Here is a 17,905-nt window from a genome sequence, read left to right as displayed (position 1 = left end):
GGCTAAAACTGAGTCGGCACCGGCTCAAGCGGCACCAGCAAAAGCAAGTAATGAAAGCTTCACAGAAAACAGCGCGTATGCTCATGCATCACCTGTTGTTCGCCGTTTAGCGCGTGAGTTTGGTATTAACCTAGCTAACGTTAAAGGCACTGGTCGCAAAGCCCGTATAGTTAAAGAAGACGTGCAAAACTACGTTAAAAACTTAGTTAAGCAAGTTGAGTCTGGTCAATTGTCAGCAGGTAGTAGCGCTGGTGGTAGCGAGCTTGGTCTTATTCCATGGCCTAAAGTTGATTTTGCTAAGTTTGGCGAAATTGAAGAGCAAAAGCTGTCTCGTATTCAAAAGCTATCAGGCAAAAACTTACACCGTAACTGGGTACAAATCCCACATGTTACACAGTTTGACGAAGCTGATATCACAAGCCTTGAAGTATTCCGTAAAGAGCAAAATGTGCTTAGCGAGAAGAAAAAGCTGGGTGTTAAAATTACGCCACTTGTGTTTGTAATGAAAGCAGCTGCAAAAGCACTTGCTGAATTTCCAAAATTCAACTCATCGCTTTCTGAGGACGGCGAAAGCTTAATCCTTAAAAAGTACATTAACATTGGTGTTGCAGTTGATACGCCAAACGGTTTAGTTGTACCAGTGTTTAAAGATGTTGATAAAAAAGGCATTATTGAACTATCACGCGAATTAATGGAAGTATCTGTTAAAGCACGTGACGGGAAGCTTACATCGTCTGATATGCAAGGTGGTTGTTTTACTATTTCTAGCCTTGGCGGTATTGGCGGTACGGCATTTACGCCGATTGTTAATGCACCAGAAGTGGCTATTTTAGGTGTGTCTAAATCTGAAATGAAACCTAAATGGAATGGCAAAGAGTTTGAACCAAAACTAATGGTTCCGCTGTCTATGTCATACGACCATAGGGTTATTGACGGAGCACTTGCTGCACGCTTTACTGTGACTCTTGCAAGTTACATGAGCGATATTCGCCAATTGGTGATGTAATCGCTGGACAATGAATAGAATCAAATCCCAGCCAGTTGTTTTTAGCTGGGATTTTTACCATTTGCAATGATACAATCTTTGCACAAATTTGTGATCTGCTCTCACTTTCTGCCTTGCAGAAACATGGCAGTTAAACTTTAGGGCAGTGTCCCGTTCAAACAATTAAGGTAATAGCATGAGCAACGAATTAAAAACTCAAGTTGTTGTACTAGGCGGTGGTCCTGGTGGTTACTCTGCGGCATTCCGCGCTGCTGACTTGGGCTTAGAAGTTACATTGGTAGAATCTCGTGAAACATTAGGCGGCGTATGTCTTAATGTTGGTTGTATTCCTTCAAAAGCACTTTTACACGTAGCTAAAGTGATTGATGATGCAGCTGAAATGTCATCTCATGGTGTTACTTTTGGCGCACCAAAGATCGATCTTGACCAAGTTCGTACTTGGAAAGATTCTGTAGTTGGCCAGTTAACTGGTGGACTAGAGGGCATGGCTAAAATGCGTAAAGTGAAAGTTGTATCTGGTTACGGCAAATTCACTGGCAGCAATACTTTAGTAGTTGAAGGCGAGAAAGACTCTACAACTATCACGTTTGATAACGCGATTATTGCAGCAGGTTCTAAACCAGTTAACTTACCTTTCATTCCACAAGATGACCGTGTAATTGATTCAACTGGCGCGCTAGAGCTTAAAGATGTACCAGAAAAACTACTTGTACTTGGTGGTGGTATTATCGGTCTTGAAATGGGTACGGTTTACCGTGCACTAGGTTCTGCAATTGATGTTGTAGAATTTGCTGACCAATTAGTTCCAGCAGCTGATAAAGACATTATCAAAATTTACCAAAAATACGTAAGCAAAAAATTCAACGTAATGCTTTCAACTAAAGTTGTTGGTGTTGAAGCTAAAAAAGATGGCTTATACGTAACGTTTGAAGGTAAAAACGCACCAGCAGAACCTGTACGTTACGACAAAGTGCTTGTTGCAGTTGGCCGTACTCCAAACGGTAACTTACTTGATGCTGAAAAAGCGGGCGTAAACGTTGATGAGCGTGGCTTTATTAATGTTGATAAGCAATTACGTACTAACGTAAGCCATATTTTTGCAATTGGTGACTTAGTTGGCCAGCCTATGCTTGCGCATAAAGCGGTTCATGAAGGTCATGTTGCTGCAGAAGTTATTTCTGGTCAGAAGCATTTCTTCGACCCTAAATGTATTCCTTCGATTGCGTATACTGACCCAGAAATCGCTTGGGTAGGTGTTACTGAGAAAGAAGCAAAAGAGCAAGGCCTAAAAATTGAAACTGCGGTATTCCCGTGGGCAGCATCTGGCCGTGCTATTGCATCATCTCGTACTGAAGGTTCTACTAAACTTATTTTTGATAAAGAAAGTGGCCGTATAATCGGTGGTGCTATGATCGGTATTAACGCGGGCGAAATGCTTGGCGAAATCGGTTTAGGTATTGAAATGGGTGCTGATGGTGAAGACTTAGCGCTTACTATTCATGCTCACCCTACATTGAATGAATCAATCGGCCTTGCAGCTGAAATTTTTGAAGGTTCGATCACTGACTTACCAAACAAAAAAGCAGTTAAAAAGAAGTAATTTAACTTTTTAGCATTTGTTTGAAAAACCCAACTTCGGTTGGGTTTTTTTATGCCTGGTTTTTAATTTGAGAGATGTTGAATTAATTCAATGATACCAATCTGCTTATATATGGGGTCTATTTAACGTTAAGAAAATTACGCTAGAACTAGGCAAAAGTTTTTGTATCTAGTTGTTCTAAATAAAAAATTTTTAACGAAGTTATAGTGCAATTTAATTCGTTAAATTGATCAAAGATTTATGCAGGTTGGTATGGCTATAAATATAAGATTAAATTGCGATAAGTCGTTACAATGCGCGCTTAATTAATTGAAGGTAAATACAGTGAAAAACTCAGTTTTAGCATTACGCGCTCAACAAATAAGTGAATCCCGTCGAGAGTTTAATGCTCGAGGCGGTAAATTAGATCGCTGTGAGCAATGCTTAATAGCTAAGCACTACTGTATTTGTAAAGGTGTTGAGCATGCAGATTGTAAAGCAGCTGTGTGCTTATTAATGTATCACAATGAAAGTTTTAAACCTTCTAATACTGGGCGCTTAATTGCTGAAATAGTGCCAGATAACCACGCATTTAGATGGGATAGAACAGACCCTAACCCCGCTCTTTTAGCTTTGATAAGCGATTCACAATATCAGCCAATGGTAGTATTCCCTGCTGAAGATGTAGAAGAGGGCAGGGCCATTACCGAAATAAGTATTGAAGAGGGTAAAAAACCGCTATTTATATTTTTAGATGGTACCTGGCGTGAAGCTAAAAAAATGATTCGCAAAAGCCCATACTTAGATAACTTGCCTGTACTTTCTGTTACTGCTGATAAACTATCTGATTACCGATTACGTGTTGCCCCTCATGCGCATCAACTAGGCACTGCTGAAGTGGCTATTATGGTGCTAGCGCTTGCGGGAGAAATGGATGCATCTTCTAAATTAGAACAGCATTTTATTAAGTTTCGTGATGCGTATTTGCTTGGTAAGCGCAATAAAGGCCGACTGCTAGAAGAGTAGTTTTACGCAGTTAAGCGAAAGCTTGCTGCTCTTTTAAGTGAGCAAGTGCTTTATTTTGAATTGCTCTGAAGCCTTCTTCAGATGTTAATTGTAAAACCGTATTATATAATTGGCTTACGCTATTGTGAGCCTGAATAAACGAGGTGCAGTCCTCACCAATCATATCCTTAGCCTCTTCGACTCGCTTTAAAAAGTAACAGCTAATATCGGTTTTTCCCTTAAAGTGAGTAGTCGCAATAGCGTTTGCTATTCTATTAAGCTGATAACTAAATTCATCAGGTCGAGAACCCTCACCCCATTTACTAATAGAAATATCGCTTTCTAACTGGATAATTACGTTAAGTATGTTTTTAAACTCACTCATTGGCATATTTAAAAAGTTATAACCTTTGGGGCTAAATAAAGCTTTATACGGATTTTTGTTGGGAGTTTGGGCACTAAAAACACCAATTGGTTTTGCTGTACTTGCGTCTGATACTTTACATAAAAAGGTATTGCTTTGCGGCATTTTAAAATTCATATCCATTGAGTATTTATGATCCTTGCGTTACTTAGTTATCGGCGCAATTAATGAAAAACTTAGCGAAATTTAAAATATTAATAAAGTATTTGAAGGTATTAATATTGATTAGCTGGGATGCAGTATTACCCTGCAAAAGTTAGTGGTAGTTGCTTAGAGCTTTACTAAACCCAAATTTTAGGCAAAGAAAAGCGCGCTCTATCTCTAGGCGCGCTTGCGGAATCTTCTAATTTTCTGCATCCTGCAATTGAACTTAATCAACTCCAATTTTTACTAATCCATGTTTATTACTATATTACTTTTTAGTTCTATGTAATGTAGACCATCCGGGCCTGTATCCTTAAATTCCTAAACATCCTGTAGGGTAAATACTATTACCAAATCCTTAATTACACTTCCTAGTGTATCCTTGTTTTAACCAATCCCTTGTGTTGCCTTAAAAGGCCTGTCCATTTATTCCTTCAACATCCTGTTAAACAACTTAGCCGTGTTGTTATCCTTTTCGCATCTTCCTGACGCTGTCCTTTTTACAACATTGCGTTGTGATACTCATCCTGAGCCTGTCCTAAAATCCGTGTTGTCCTGGTAACCTAATCATTGGTTGGTTGAGTAAGCAGTCCATTTCCTTTTACTCAATAAGCGTCATTGCTTGGTTGATGCGTAAATTATAGTGCAATAGAGCAACTAAAATAGGGATAAAACTACGTTCAATTAGTATTTATGCAATAGTAATAATGTAAAAGTTCAATCAATACAGTTGCTTAGGTTGTTTTTGTGTGTTTTTTATCTTGATTTTTACTCATTAGCTGTCACATCCGTGAGACATCTCTTACACTGCATTTCCTTTTTGGGCGTTATTTACATATTTACATTTATTTAAAGTGTGCACTTTTTGAATGAGCGCGGTAGAATTCGATGATAATAACAATTATTTAGGTGAAATAATGAAGACAGTATTTACACTTGTTTTAGGATTAGCAGCATCGGCACCAGCCTTTGCAAGTGACGTTGTTAATATCTATTCTTTTCGTCAGCCGTTTTTGATTCAGCCAATTTTAGACGATTTTACAAAACAAACGGGAATAAAAACCAATGTTGTTTTTGCTAAAAAAGGGTTAATTGAGCGTGTTAAACGTGAAGGTAAACATAGTAAAGCCGATTTAGTATTAACCTCTAATTTTAGTGCGCTTATTCAATTAGAAGATTTAAAATTAACACAAACTATAAAAAGTGACAGTGTAAATAATAACGTGCCTGCAGCTTTTCGTGACGGTGATGGCCAATGGGTCGCGCTTACTAAGCGAGTGCGTAATGTGTATTCATCAAAAGAGCGAGTTGGTGAGTTACCTAAGCTCACTTATGAAGATTTAGCAGATCCTAAATACAAAGGACAAATTTGTACGCGCTCTGGCAAACATCCATATAACTTAGGTTTAGTGGCTTCTATGATTGCACACCATGGTGAAGCGCAAACCAAAGAGTGGCTTGAAGGTGTTAAGGCTAATTTAGCACGTAAACCTCAAGGTAACGATCGTGCTCAAGTTAAAGCAGTTAAAGAAGGTTTATGTAACTTGGCATTAGGTAATAGTTACTATCTTGGTAAAATGCTAGAAGATAAAGAGCAAAAAGGTTGGGCAGAGGCCGTAAATATTAACTTTCCGAATCAAACTAATCGTGGCTCACACATAAATGTTTCGGGTGCGGTTATTACCAAATATGCTAAAAACCCTGAAAATGCATTAAAGCTCATAGAATATATGACCGACAGCAAAGCACAAAACATGTATGCCTCATTAAATATGGAGTATCCAGTTAAGTCGGGTGTTGAACTATCAAGTTTGGTTGCCTCTTGGGGGAGTTTTAAAGAAGACAGCTTGCCACTTGATGAGATTAGTAAATATCGTCCGTTAGCGCTTAAGCTAATTGATGAGGTGAAGTTCGATCTTTAATGACTAATAAATTTAAGCTGTCTAAATGGCAGCTCTTTGCGTGGTCGACTGGCTTAATTCTATCGGCCCCGTTGTTTTTTCTTCTTTTTGAATCTCTACAAGGTAGCTCTGAGGTGTTTTCTCACCTGTGGGATACCGTGCTTTGGGATTACATAACCAATACCGTATTGCTTGTTTTAGGTGTTTGCGTCCTTAGCTGCGCCATAGCTTTGCCACTTGGATGGCTAACGGCTTACTGTAGTTTCCCGGGTAAAAAACAGTTTGAATGGGCACTTATGCTGCCCCTTGCTATGCCCACCTATATTATTGCCTATGTATACACTGATTTATTAGATTATGCGGGCCCGGTGCAAATAGCGCTGAGAGAATGGTTTGGCTGGCAAACGCCTAATGACTATTGGTTTTTTGATATACGTACATTACCCGGCGCCATAGTTATGATTGCCTTGGTACTTTACCCGTATTTATTTTTGATTTTTAAAACGGCTCTTCGCGAGCAGTCATTCAAATTAGTACAAGCTAGCCAGTTAATGGGGTTATCTCCTTGGCAAAGTTTCTTTAAAGTAAGCTTAGTGCTCTCTCGTGGGGCTATTGTCGCGGCTCTTGCGCTTATAAGTATGGAAACCATGGCTGACTTTGCAACAGTGAGTTATTTTGCCGTAAGTACATTAACGACTGCCGTATACGATACGTGGTTTGGTTATTACTCACTTACAGCGGCAGCTAAAATATCGGGTGTGATGTTATTACTGTTATTTTTAGCATTAATGGCAGAGCGCTTTAGTCGTCGTAACCAAGCGGTATTTGAGCGTCAATCAAGTGTAAATAGTGAATCTCTCTATGTATTAAAAGGAAAATCAGCTTGGCTCGCAACGGTATTTTGCAGCTTTATTTTATTTATCGCGTTTGTAATTCCTATTGCAGTACTTATAAATTACGCCATTACCTACTTTGATAAAGCATGGAATGTAGAGTTTTTTAGTTACGCTTGGCAAAGTTTAAAAGTGGCAGGGGTTGTGAGCCTAATAACGATTACGTTGAGTGTTTTTGTGGTTTTTTATCAGCGTGTGGCAAAGCAAACGTATCCGCTTATTCCTGGGCGTTTAGCAAGCACAGGCTATGCGCTGCCTGGCACAGTACTCGCTATTGCGGTTTTATTACCGCTTACGTTATTAGAGAACACCATTAACACAGCGCTCGAGCCGTATAATTTAGATATTGGCTTACTGCTTACAGGTAGCATTCTTACTATTATTATTGCTTATATTGTTAGGTTTTACGCCATTGCACACGGAGCAATTGAGTCGAGTTTTTTACGTATTAGCCCATCACTTGATATGGCAAGCCAATCAATGGGTAAAAGCCAAGGACAAACACTGCGTTTAGTGCACCTACCTTTACTGCGAAGAGGATTGCTTACTGCTGCGTTATTGGTATTTATTGAGTGCATGAAAGAACTGCCGGCTGCGCTATTGCTCAGGCCGTTTAATTTTGAAAGCTTAGCTACTCATGTATTTCAGTATGTGAGTGACGAGCAGTTAGAGCTTGCTTCTATATCGGCATTATTTATTGTTATTGTTGGGTTTATTCCTTTGTATTTTATTAATCGTTCTATGGAGCAGCGTAGTTAAATGAGTAGTTTAATTTTACAAGGCGTGAGCTATCACTATAACGGTACAAAGGTTATTCACGATTTAGATTTAACAGTGGGTAAAGATGAAATTGTTTGTCTACTCGGAGCGAGTGGGTGCGGCAAAACGACCACGTTAAAAGCGATTGCAGGTTTAATTGAAGCTAAGCAAGGGTCTATTTTTATAGACGGTAAATTAGTGAGTGATGAGCAATCGTTTGTCTCGCCTGAGCACCGTAACATCGGCATGATGTTTCAAGACTATGCGTTGTTTCCGCATTTAACGGTAGCAAATAATATCGCATTTGGGCTTAGTAAAATGAGTAAAGCTCAAAAGCAGCAACGCGTTGATGAAATGCTTAAGCTGGTACATTTAATTGGCTGTGCTGACAGGTTTCCGCATCAGTTATCGGGTGGCCAACAGCAGCGTGTAGCTATTGCTCGTGCATTAGCTTATAAACCTAGTTTATTGCTACTTGATGAACCTTTTTCAAATATAGATACGCAAGTACGCTTTGAATTAATTGCCGATATACGTCGAATTATTAAGGCAACTCAAGTGTCTGCTGTGTTTGTTACACATTCAAAAGAAGAGGCGTTTGCCTTTTCAGATACACTTGCCATTATGCATCGCGGTAAAATTGAGCAACAAGGCACGCCTGAGCAGCTTTTTGCAGCTCCATGTTCAAAGGAGGTTGCAGAGTTTCTGGGTCAAGGCATATACTTGAGCGCAGAAGTGTTAACAGCAACTGAATATAAAACACCATTTGGTTTAGTCGAATCTTATATTGAGAGTAAGCATGACGTAAGCGTAGGGCTTATATATGTGCGCCCTCATCAAATAGAATTAGTGGCAGATAACCAAAGTGACAAACTCAGCAAGCGAGCTACAATCATAAGTCGTCGCTTTATTGGTTCGGCGTATGTTTATTCACTTGTTATTGATAAACAAGAAATTGAAGTTGCTGCACAATATGGCCAGTCATTTGAAAATAATGAACAGGTTATAATAAAAATAAAACCTCACACGGTGAATTTTTTCGAATCGTAATTAATTTGTTATTCGCTGTGTTTTTATCTGTAAAACTAAGGAATAACAATGGCGCAAGCGCAATCAGGGATTTGTGCTGAAGCAAACTTACACGGTTTGCACTTATTTTTTAATGTGTTTGATGGTCAAGATGAATCACTTCGCGCAAAGTTAAAACAAGTAAGCGCTATTGAAGAAGAATTTAGCGATCAATTTTCAGAATCAATGCTCTCTTGCATGGTTGCTATTGGTGCGCAATATTGGCCGCATATCCTCCCTGAATACATCCCAAGCGAATTACAGAGCTTTCCTAATATAAACCATAGCGATCATCAAATGAGCGTACAACCGTGCGATTTATTTGTGCAAATTCGCTCTGACCGTGAAGACGTTAACCATTTATTTGCGCTGCAAATTTTAAAACTATTTGCTCCCGATGTTGAGCTGGTGGAGCAAATTCGTAATTTTCGCTTTTTAGATGGTCGTGATTTTAATGGTTTTATTTATGGTGGCGATACCGCTCATGGAAGAAAAAAGCGCGCTACGGCTTTAATTAGTAACCCTGGCAATTTTGAAGATCAGGGGAGTTATATTCATGTACAGCGTTATAAGCATGACTTAACTATGTGGCAGCACTTATCATTGAGTGAGCAAGAACAAATAATGGGACGTACGCGCCTTGATAACACGTTAATTACCCCTGCGATCGAAACCAGCCATGCTTCACGTAGCGAACTAAAAGACGAAGAAGGCCAACCGCTATTATTAAATCAGAGCATGCCTTATGGCGATGTGTATGAGCAGGGAATGTTATCAATTACATGCGCTTGTACGGGCACCGCATTTGAAAAAGTACTTAATAGTCGTTTAGGGGAAGGGGATTGTTACGACCACTGGCTTGATTTTACTCANAAGCCGATATGGGTTCTGCTTTCTTTGCGCCTTCAGTCGGGTTTTTAAAACAAATTTAGTTTGCTATTAAACCGTATCAAATAAAATGCGAACACGTTCAAGTGTTACATCTATTTCAGATATTTTAGCAGGAGCGATAAAAATAGTATCGTCGCCTGCAATTGTTCCTAGTACGCCATCTGCTTTACCTAATGAATCTAATAAACGAGCGATAAGCTGAGCGGCGCCTGGACTGGTACGAATAATGATCATCATTTCGTTGTGCATAATGTCGATTACTAATTGGCGTAATGGGCTTTTAGCCGTAGGTACACCCATTTCAGCTGGTAAGCAGTAAACCATTTCTTGTTTTGCGTTACGTGTGCGTACAGCACCAAATTTACTTAGCATGCGCGATACTTTACTTTGGCTTATATTGTCAAAGCCTTGATCTTTTAATGCATCAACTATTTCGCCTTGAGAGCCAAAATTTTCTTCTTTTAATAGTGATTTAAATGCTTTTACCAGTGCTTCTTGTTTATCTTGTGGTTGCATAGTCTTTATTCGTTTTTGTTATTTATGCCGCAAATTCTACACAAAAATGAATAATTATGCAGCAGTTGTTTAGTTAACTTGCCAGTTTGATGCGTTAAATCACAAAAGTTTACGACTATGGTCGAAAATATACTTGAAATAGACAGGATAAATTTGTTTTTAGTCGCTAATTTCATTATCTTAAGAGCAACAAATGTTTCCTACCTCAAATTACGGAGAATTCCAATGAAAGTTGCTGTATTAGGTGCTGCAGGCGGTATCGGCCAAGCGTTGTCTTTATTATTAAAAACAGGCTTACCAGCTGGCTCTGAATTATCACTTTATGATGTTGCACCAGTAGTACCAGGTGTTGCGGTTGACCTTTCTCACATCCCAACAGATGTTAAAGTAGCAGGCTTTGGCGCAGACGAATTAAACAAAGCGCTTGAAGGCTCTGACATCGTTCTTATCCCAGCGGGTATGCCACGTAAACCAGGTATGGATCGTGCTGATTTATTTAATGTAAATGCTGGTATCATCAAAACTTTAGCAGAAGGCATTGTTGCTAGCTGTCCTAAAGCGTTAGTAGGTATTATTACTAACCCAGTAAATGGCACAGTTCCAATCGTTGCTGAAGTATTCAAAAAAGCAGGTACTTACGACGCTAAACGCGTATTCGGTATTACTACGCTTGACGTTATTCGTTCAGAAGCATTTGTTGCTGAACTTAAAGGCGTAGACGTAGCAACTGTTAAAGTACCAGTAATTGGTGGTCACTCAGGCACAACTATTCTTCCTCTACTTTCTCAAGTTGAAGGTGTTTCTTTCACTGATGAAGAAGTTGCTGCACTTACTCCACGTATCCAAAATGCGGGTACTGAAGTTGTAAATGCTAAAGCAGGCGGTGGTTCAGCTACGCTATCTATGGGTGCTGCTGCAGCTCGTTTTTGTATGTCTTTAGTTAAAGGCCTACAGGGTGAAGAAGTTGTAGATTACGCTTACGTTGCTGTTGAAAATGGCGATGCAGAGTATTTTGCACATCCAGTACGTTTAGGTAAAAACGGCGTAGAAGAAATTCTTTCTTACGGCGAACTAAGCGCATTTGAAACAAAAGCAAAAAATGACATGCTTGAAACACTGAAAAAAGACATCAAAGAAGGTGTTGATTTCATGGCGTAATAGCCAAAGTAGAATAACAAAAAAGCCTGCATTTGCAGGCTTTTTTATTGCTCAGAATTAATGTCACACTGTGTAACTAGTTAAAACTAGTTAAAACTAGTTAAAACTAGTTAAAACTAGTTAAAACTAGTTAAAACTAGTTAAAACTAGTTAAAACTAGTGGTCGCGGTCAACCGCAATACGAGCAAGACTTATGAGTGCTTGCTTATAGTCAGACTCAGCTAAAAAGTCTAAACACGCAATAGCTTTGTCAGCTTCAAGCTCTGCTTTTTGCATTGTAAATTCAAGCGCATTAGTTTGCTTTAGTGCCGATAGAATGTCTTCTAAATGCTCCATACCATTACTGTGCTCTATTGCATCACGAATAAGCTGCGTTTGCTGCTCGCTACCATGTTGCATAGCATAAATAAGTGGAAGCGTTGGTTTGCCTTCAGCTAAATCATCACCAATGTTTTTACCCAACTGCTCAGCATCTGCATTGTAATCGAGTACATCATCTACTAGCTGAAACGCAGTACCTAAATGCATACCATATAGGTTTAGTGCATCGAGAGTAGTTTGGTCTTGCTCAGTAATAATGGCAGCAAGGCCTGTCGCTGCTTCAAACAACTTAGCTGTTTTAGAGTAAATAACCTGCATATAACTGGCTTCGGTTGTATCTGGGTCGTTGCAGTTCATTAACTGCAATACTTCACCTTCAGCAATAATGTTTGTTGCATCGGCAAGTACTTGCATAACCTGCATTTTTCCAAGGCCAACCATAAGCTGAAATGAACGAGTGTAAATAAAGTCACCAACCAATACGCTAGCAGCATTACCAAATTCAGCATTTGCTGTAGGTGTGCCACGTCGTAAGTTTGATTCATCTACAACATCGTCATGCAATAGCGTTGCTGTATGAATAAACTCAACAATTGTTGCAAGTGTTATGTGATCTTTACCCTGATAACCGAGCGCTTTGGCTGCTAAAATCGCGAGCATTGGACGAACGCGTTTGCCGCCACTGCTAACTATATATAAACCAAGCTGATTAACTAACGCCACATCTGAGCGCATTTGCGCATGTATAAGTTGATTGACGTCATTCATATCGCTTTCGATTAACGCCTGGATAGCTTTTATATCCATTGATCTCCGAGCCAATTTTTATGTGTGAACGGCGCAGATTGTACAACAAAAAATGCACTAGCTCGATATTTTGTGACGATTGATTGAAAAAACACTATTAAAGTACTTAATTTAGACTGAATTAGCCAAGATAACTGATTAATTGATAATCAATATACAGTTTATGGTGTGCTTAGATATTAAGCTGTGAGGGTCATATTTGAGTACATTAATTTATTTCGACTAAGAGTTAAAAAGCGCTTGGCAAAAGGGCTAATTAATATAAAATGGGGTAAATATTGAATTGCTCTCAAAGCAGCTACTTTTTATTCATTTTAATTACAAAATAGGCTTGCTAGTTATTTCGCGTTAGCGTAAACTTCGCGCCCTATCGAAGAATATTTTAGTTGCGCCGATTTGAGGGTGCACAGACGGAGTTAATTATGTACGCGGTTTTCCAAAGTGGTGGTAAACAGCATCGTGTGACTGAAGGTCAAACGATTCGTCTTGAAAAATTAGACGTTGAAACTGGTGCGGCAGTAGAATTTGATTCAGTACTTTTAGTTGCTGATGGTGAGAAAATCGAGATCGGTGTACCGTTCGTAAACGGTGGCAAGATAACAGCTGAGGTTGTTTCACATGGTCGCGGTGAGAAGATTAAGGTTGTTAAATTTAGACGCCGTAAGCATTCTCGTAAGCAAATGGGCCATCGTCAATGGTTCACTGAAGTTAAAATCACTAGCATTAGCGCTTAATTAGAGGTACTTAGAAATGGCACATAAAAAAGCAGCTGGTAGTACTCGTAACGGTCGCGATTCAGAAAGCAAACGCCTAGGTGTTAAGCGTTTTGGTGGCGAATCAGTTCTAGCGGGTAGCATCATTGTTCGTCAGCGTGGAACTCGTTTCCACCCTGGTACTAACGTAGGTATCGGTAAAGACCACACTATCTTCGCAAAAGCAGATGGTAAAGTTCAGTTTGAACAAAAAGGTCCTTTAAACCGTAAATACGTAACTATCGTAACTGAGTAATCAGTAAGGTAGTTAAAAACCCCGCCTTTGCGGGGTTTTTTGTTTTGTAGTCAGTCAAAATATATACCCAAGCCTGCATTTGTGTTGGCTTGGGTATATAATAGAGTTATTAAACAAGCCAATCCCTAAAGTGAGTAATCATGAAGTTTGTAGATGAAGTAGAAATTCGCGCAGAAGCTGGAGACGGTGGCAGCGGCATCGTGTCTTTCCGTCGTGAAAAATATGTTCCAGATGGTGGACCAGACGGCGGTGACGGTGGAGACGGTGGTAGTGTTTATCTACAAGCTGATGAAAACTTAAATACCCTAATTGATTATCAGTTTGAGCGCTTTCATAGAGCTGAACGTGGTACTAACGGTCGTAGCCGTAACTGTACAGGCCGAAAAGCCGATGACTTATTTGTTATGGTGCCTGTAGGCACGCGCATCATGGATGTTGATACCCAAGAGGGACTTGGCGACTTAACTCAAGATGGTCAACGAATTTTGGTTGCAAAAGGTGGTTTCCACGGCTTGGGGAATGCACGTTTTAAATCAAGTACTAACCGAGCACCTCGTCAAAAAACATTGGGCACACCCGGTGAAGTACGTAACTTAAAGTTAGAGTTACTATTATTGGCTGATGTAGGCTTACTAGGATTACCAAATGCAGGTAAATCTACGTTTATCCGCAGTGTATCTGCAGCAAGACCAAAAGTAGCTGATTACCCATTCACGACGCTTATTCCTAATTTAGGTGTGGTACGTCCTGAAGCAAATAAATCATTTGTTATAGCCGATATTCCGGGTCTAATTGAAGGTGCATCTGATGGTGCAGGCCTAGGTATTCGCTTCTTGAAGCATTTAGAGCGTTGTCGTGTGTTATTGCACATTATTGATGTAATGCCGGTAGATGGTTCAAACCCTGTTGATAATGCATTCTCGATTATTAACGAGCTACACCAATACAGTCCTAAATTAGCTGAAAAACCACGCTGGTTAGTGTTTAATAAAATAGATTTATTACCAGCAGATGAAGCAAAAGCGCTATGCGAAGCGATTGCAGAAGAGCTGGGCGAAACTGAAAATATTTATCACATTTCAGCAATTAATAAACTTAATACTCAACCTTTAATCCACAACATAATGACACTACTTGATAGCATGCCTAAAGAGAAGTTTGTACAAGTTGAAGATGAAGAAGTTGAATTCAAGTGGGATACCTATCATGAAAAAGCCACTAAAGGTAAAGGCAATGATGATGATTGGGACGACTGGGATGAAGATGATTACGACGTAGAAGTTGTCTACGAGCGTTAATTAAATAGAATTTATTAAAAAGGAGCTTATGCTCCTTTTTCTTTGTTTAAGAATAAAGTACTAGGTGTTTATTATGATAATTTCAATGATTGCAGCAATGGCAAATAACCGTGTAATTGGCCTAGATAATAAAATGCCATGGCATTTACCAGCGGATCTTCAGCATTTTAAAAAAGTAACTACGGGTAAACCTGTGATCATGGGTCGTAAAACTTTTGAGTCAATAGGCCGTCCTTTACCTGGGCGTCGTAATATTATTATTACTCGAAACAGCGAATATTCTGCAGAGGGTATTGAAACTGTAACCACCCCAGAGGATGCATTAAATCTAGTTTGTGATGTAGAAGAAGTGATGATTATTGGTGGTGGTAATATTTATGAGCAATTTTTACCGAAAGCAGATCGCTTGTATTTAACTTTTATTAATTTAGATGTTAATGGCGATACGCAGTTTCCTGATTACAACAAAATCGCAAATTGGAATATAAAAGAAGAGCAAGAAAACCTTCCAGATGATAAGAACAAATCTAGTTATAAATTCGTAACTTTATATAAAGAACATTAACATTATTGCGTAATTTTTGATAGATTGATATAATATTCGATAGTCTATGTAAGAACAAAGTATTATAAAGGGTTTGTCATGTTTAAATTACCAAAGCTAGTTGCACTTACTGCTGTTGTCGCTGTAAGTTCGTTGTCGTATACAGCACCAGCAAATGCTGAAGATCAATTAGCGGTATCTATTTGTGAGTACATTGCTGCTGATGATAAAAACCGATTACGTAGTAAGCTTAAAAGCTCTCGCGTAAAAATTCGTAATATCTACGATGCAGTACAATGTAATGGTAATAACTTACTACGTCATGCCGTTGCGAGTAATGCAGTAGATACAGGTGAGTATATAGTTAAAAACTTATCAAAAAGTGCTTTAACAGATGGTGCCGACATTGCTTGGGCTGAAGGCAACTTTGCCAGCTCACCACTTATTGCAGTAATTAAAGATCGCGCTGGTCTTTAATTATAAAAAGGTTTTATAACTCTACCTTCAGTAAGGTATTGTTAAATATTGATTAGTCTGAAGTTGTTATTAATAACAACTTCAGACTTTTTTATTTAGCTAATGTAATCCCACCCCTAACAAAATCATTAATAAGTTCACTATTTACCTATCTATTTTATATTCCTAAAGTGTAGAGTCTTCATTTTAAAAGCAGCTTCAAATTTACTTCTTCAAAAGAGGTAACTTTATTCAGCTGGTATCTATTTTGTATCTGCTAGTTTATTTAAAAACTTAATCACTAAGGATAGATATGAAAGCTGTAATTCCAGTAGCAGGCTTAGGGACGAGAATGCTCCCTATGACAAAAGCTATTCCAAAAGAAATGCTCCCTATAGTTGATAAACCTCTAATTCAATATATTGTCAGCGAATGTGTATCTGCCGGTATTAAAGATATTGTATTAGTTACACACAGCTCTAAAAATGCAATCGAAAACCATTTTGATACAAGTTACGAGCTAGAAGCTACTCTTGAAAAACGTGTTAAACGTGCTTTATTAGATGAGATTCGCTCTATTTGTCCGCCTGATGTAACTATTATGAGTGTACGCCAAGGTGAAGCTAAAGGGCTAGGGCATGCTATTTTGTGTGCTAAGCCAATAGTTGGTGACGATAACTTTGTAGTGCTCCTGCCAGATGTGATACTTGATGCTTATACAGCGGACCAAAAAACTGAAAACTTAGCGGCCATGATTAAACGCTTTAAAGAAACTCAAGCAAGTCAAATAATGCTTGAGCCAGTAGCTAAAGAAGACGTTAGTAAATATGGTATTGCTGATATAAACGGTGTTGAGTTAATGCCAGGTAAAAGTGCTGCAATTAAAGCAATGGTTGAAAAACCTGATGCAGATTTAGCACCTTCAAATCTTGCTGTTGTAGGGCGATATGTACTGAGTAAGAATATTTGGCCTCTACTTGCAAAAACGTCTGTAGGTGCTGGCGGTGAAATACAACTTACAGATTCTATTGACGCATTAATGGCACAAGAAACCGTTGAAGCATTTCATATGAGTGGTCGCTCTCACGATTGCGGAGATAAGTTAGGCTATTTAAAAGCAATTGTAGAGTACAGCATGCGGGATAAAAAGTTAGGTAATGACTTTTCTCGCTTTATAAATGATTTGAATTTACCTTAACTACAGAGCAATAAATTTTATGAAAACTATAGAAGCTAAAATAGTTTTCATAAAATGTAGTGAACGCGGTCTACAAACCTTTGCTAGACTACTCTGAGTTACTAAGTTAGTTACACTTTACCTACACTGTAATAGGTTACGTAGTATGATTGTTACTTATTCTGTATTGATCTTTTAAAGGAACCACCATGATTGAGCAAGGCCAAGAATTACCATCGGTTACGTTAACGCAATTAACTGACGACGGTATGCAATCTCTTACAAATAAAGAGTTGTTTGAAGGTAAAAAAGTCGTGTTATTTGCAGTGCCAGGTGCATTTACACCAACGTGTTCAAATGCACATTTACCTGAATTTATTACTCTTGCTGATAAAATTAAAGCAAAAGGTGTTGATGCTATTTACTGTGTATCTGTTAATGACGCATTTGTTATGAAAGCATGGGGCGACTCGCAAAACGCGCAAGAAATTACAATGCTTGCCGATGGCGATGGAAGTTTCACTAAATCGTTAGGGCTTGATAAAGATACCGCTAGTTTTGGTGGTTTACGTTCAACGCGTTACGCTATGATTGTTGAAAATGCAGTAGTAACTGGTTTATTTGTAGAGCAAGACAAAGAGTTTGTTGTAAGCCGCGCAGAATCAGTACTAGAGAAGCTATAACAGTAATAAAGTGTAGGTTCTAGCTTTAATTAATCAGCTACTTACTATTTAAAAACCGATGTTGGAAACAACATCGGTTTTTTATTTACGGCTCAAACTTTAAATTACGGTTGGTATTGTCCGCTAAGTGTTAAACCAGAGAAAGTGCTATAAGCGTTAACGCTCAAGTGCCAAGTACCTGCTTGTGGATTGGTAAATGTACATGTTTCTGCGTTGCCATTTTTATAAGGGCGACAATCGTACGTAGTGGTTGTTGGTTGGCTGCCA

18 protein-coding genes and 1 pseudogene are annotated in these 17,905 nt (G+C 38.8%); 15 read left to right on the top strand and 4 right to left on the bottom strand.

Translation table 11 applies throughout. The features are described from left to right. From L654_RS0114845 to L654_RS0114835, 3 genes are all read left to right on the top strand, one after another. On the top strand, window positions 1–1,006 hold a 1,006-nt coding region (locus L654_RS0114845; RefSeq protein WP_024608320.1), incomplete at its 5' end, for a 2-oxo acid dehydrogenase subunit E2. Between the two features lie 175 nt (window positions 1,007–1,181). Next, entirely contained in the window at window positions 1,182–2,606 is a 1,425-nt protein-coding gene (lpdA, locus tag L654_RS0114840; protein ID WP_007586124.1) for a dihydrolipoyl dehydrogenase, read from the top strand. Between the two features lie 324 nt (window positions 2,607–2,930). Then, window positions 2,931–3,611: a tRNA-uridine aminocarboxypropyltransferase gene (locus L654_RS0114835; RefSeq protein ID WP_007586117.1), complete on the top strand. Its 681-nt coding sequence runs from the start codon at window positions 2,931–2,933 to the stop codon at window positions 3,609–3,611. Between the two features lie 10 nt (window positions 3,612–3,621). Here L654_RS0114835 and L654_RS0114830 read toward each other — a convergent pair whose 3' ends face one another. Continuing rightward, window positions 3,622–4,137 carry a hypothetical protein gene (locus L654_RS0114830; protein WP_024608319.1) on the bottom strand — a complete coding sequence of 172 codons (516 nt, stop codon included), beginning with the start codon at window positions 4,135–4,137 and terminating at the stop codon, window positions 3,622–3,624. 938 nt (window positions 4,138–5,075) lie between these two features. Here L654_RS0114830 and L654_RS0114825 point away from each other — a divergent pair. The 4 genes and pseudogenes from L654_RS0114825 (at window position 5,076) to L654_RS01000000126160 (ending at window position 9,711) form a co-directional block, all read left to right on the top strand. Beyond that, complete coding sequence (locus L654_RS0114825; protein ID WP_024608318.1) at window positions 5,076–6,080, top strand: Fe(3+) ABC transporter substrate-binding protein; 1,005 nt, start codon at window positions 5,076–5,078, stop codon at window positions 6,078–6,080. Further along, entirely contained in the window at window positions 6,080–7,711 is a 1,632-nt protein-coding gene (locus L654_RS0114820; RefSeq protein WP_024608317.1) for an iron ABC transporter permease, read from the top strand. The genes L654_RS0114825 and L654_RS0114820 overlap by 1 nt, the downstream gene beginning before the upstream one ends. Further along, window positions 7,712–8,761 (top strand): ABC transporter ATP-binding protein, encoded by a 1,050-nt coding sequence (locus L654_RS0114815; protein ID WP_024608316.1) that lies wholly within the window; start codon window positions 7,712–7,714, stop codon window positions 8,759–8,761. 48 nt (window positions 8,762–8,809) lie between these two features. Next, window positions 8,810–9,711, top strand: a pseudogene (locus L654_RS01000000126160) (Dyp-type peroxidase). 7 nt (window positions 9,712–9,718) lie between these two features. On the opposite strand, the gene argR reads toward L654_RS01000000126160, so the two are convergent. Then, window positions 9,719–10,186 (bottom strand): transcriptional regulator ArgR, encoded by a 468-nt coding sequence (gene argR / locus L654_RS0114805; RefSeq protein ID WP_002957753.1) that lies wholly within the window; start codon window positions 10,184–10,186, stop codon window positions 9,719–9,721. 225 nt (window positions 10,187–10,411) lie between these two features. Between argR and mdh the strand changes: the two genes are divergently transcribed. Next, window positions 10,412–11,344, top strand: coding sequence for a malate dehydrogenase (gene mdh, locus L654_RS0114800; protein WP_007586102.1), 933 nt, complete (start codon window positions 10,412–10,414; stop codon window positions 11,342–11,344). 156 nt (window positions 11,345–11,500) lie between these two features. On the opposite strand, the gene ispB is transcribed toward mdh, so the two are convergent. Further along, window positions 11,501–12,472, bottom strand: coding sequence for an octaprenyl diphosphate synthase (ispB, locus tag L654_RS0114795; protein ID WP_007586099.1), 972 nt, complete (start codon window positions 12,470–12,472; stop codon window positions 11,501–11,503). A 422-nt stretch (window positions 12,473–12,894) separates the two neighbouring features. Here ispB and rplU point away from each other — a divergent pair, with 422 nt between their 5' ends. From rplU to L654_RS0114760, 7 genes are all read left to right on the top strand, one after another. Beyond that, window positions 12,895–13,206, top strand: coding sequence for a 50S ribosomal protein L21 (gene rplU, locus L654_RS0114790; RefSeq protein ID WP_002957748.1), 312 nt, complete (start codon window positions 12,895–12,897; stop codon window positions 13,204–13,206). A gap of 16 nt (window positions 13,207–13,222) precedes the next feature. Then, on the top strand, window positions 13,223–13,480 hold the full coding sequence (gene rpmA / locus L654_RS0114785; protein ID WP_002957747.1) for a 50S ribosomal protein L27: 258 nt from the start codon (window positions 13,223–13,225) through the stop codon (window positions 13,478–13,480). Window positions 13,481–13,620: 140 nt separating this feature from the next. Then, complete coding sequence (cgtA, locus tag L654_RS0114780) at window positions 13,621–14,778, top strand: Obg family GTPase CgtA (protein WP_010553337.1); 1,158 nt, start codon at window positions 13,621–13,623, stop codon at window positions 14,776–14,778. Between the two features lie 73 nt (window positions 14,779–14,851). Continuing rightward, window positions 14,852–15,343: a type 3 dihydrofolate reductase gene (gene folA, locus L654_RS0114775; protein WP_024608315.1), complete on the top strand. Its 492-nt coding sequence runs from the start codon at window positions 14,852–14,854 to the stop codon at window positions 15,341–15,343. Between the two features lie 78 nt (window positions 15,344–15,421). Further along, entirely contained in the window at window positions 15,422–15,799 is a 378-nt protein-coding gene (locus tag L654_RS0114770) for a DUF3718 domain-containing protein (protein WP_024608314.1), read from the top strand. Between the two features lie 292 nt (window positions 15,800–16,091). Then, window positions 16,092–16,976: a UTP--glucose-1-phosphate uridylyltransferase GalU gene (gene galU, locus L654_RS0114765; RefSeq protein WP_007586080.1), complete on the top strand. Its 885-nt coding sequence runs from the start codon at window positions 16,092–16,094 to the stop codon at window positions 16,974–16,976. A gap of 188 nt (window positions 16,977–17,164) precedes the next feature. Continuing rightward, complete coding sequence (locus tag L654_RS0114760) at window positions 17,165–17,638, top strand: peroxiredoxin (protein WP_007586078.1); 474 nt, start codon at window positions 17,165–17,167, stop codon at window positions 17,636–17,638. Window positions 17,639–17,742: 104 nt separating this feature from the next. On the opposite strand, the gene L654_RS1000000127325 is transcribed toward L654_RS0114760, so the two are convergent. After that, window positions 17,743–17,905 (bottom strand): PPC domain-containing protein (locus tag L654_RS1000000127325; protein ID WP_139016107.1); only part of this gene is annotated, 163 nt, incomplete at its 5' end.

This window comes from Pseudoalteromonas sp. TAB23, from assembly GCF_000498075.1.
Classification (GTDB): domain Bacteria; phylum Pseudomonadota; class Gammaproteobacteria; order Enterobacterales; family Alteromonadaceae; genus Pseudoalteromonas; species Pseudoalteromonas arctica.
Note: the sequence above shows the minus strand (reverse complement) of the source record. Positions and strands in the feature narration are given on the sequence as shown.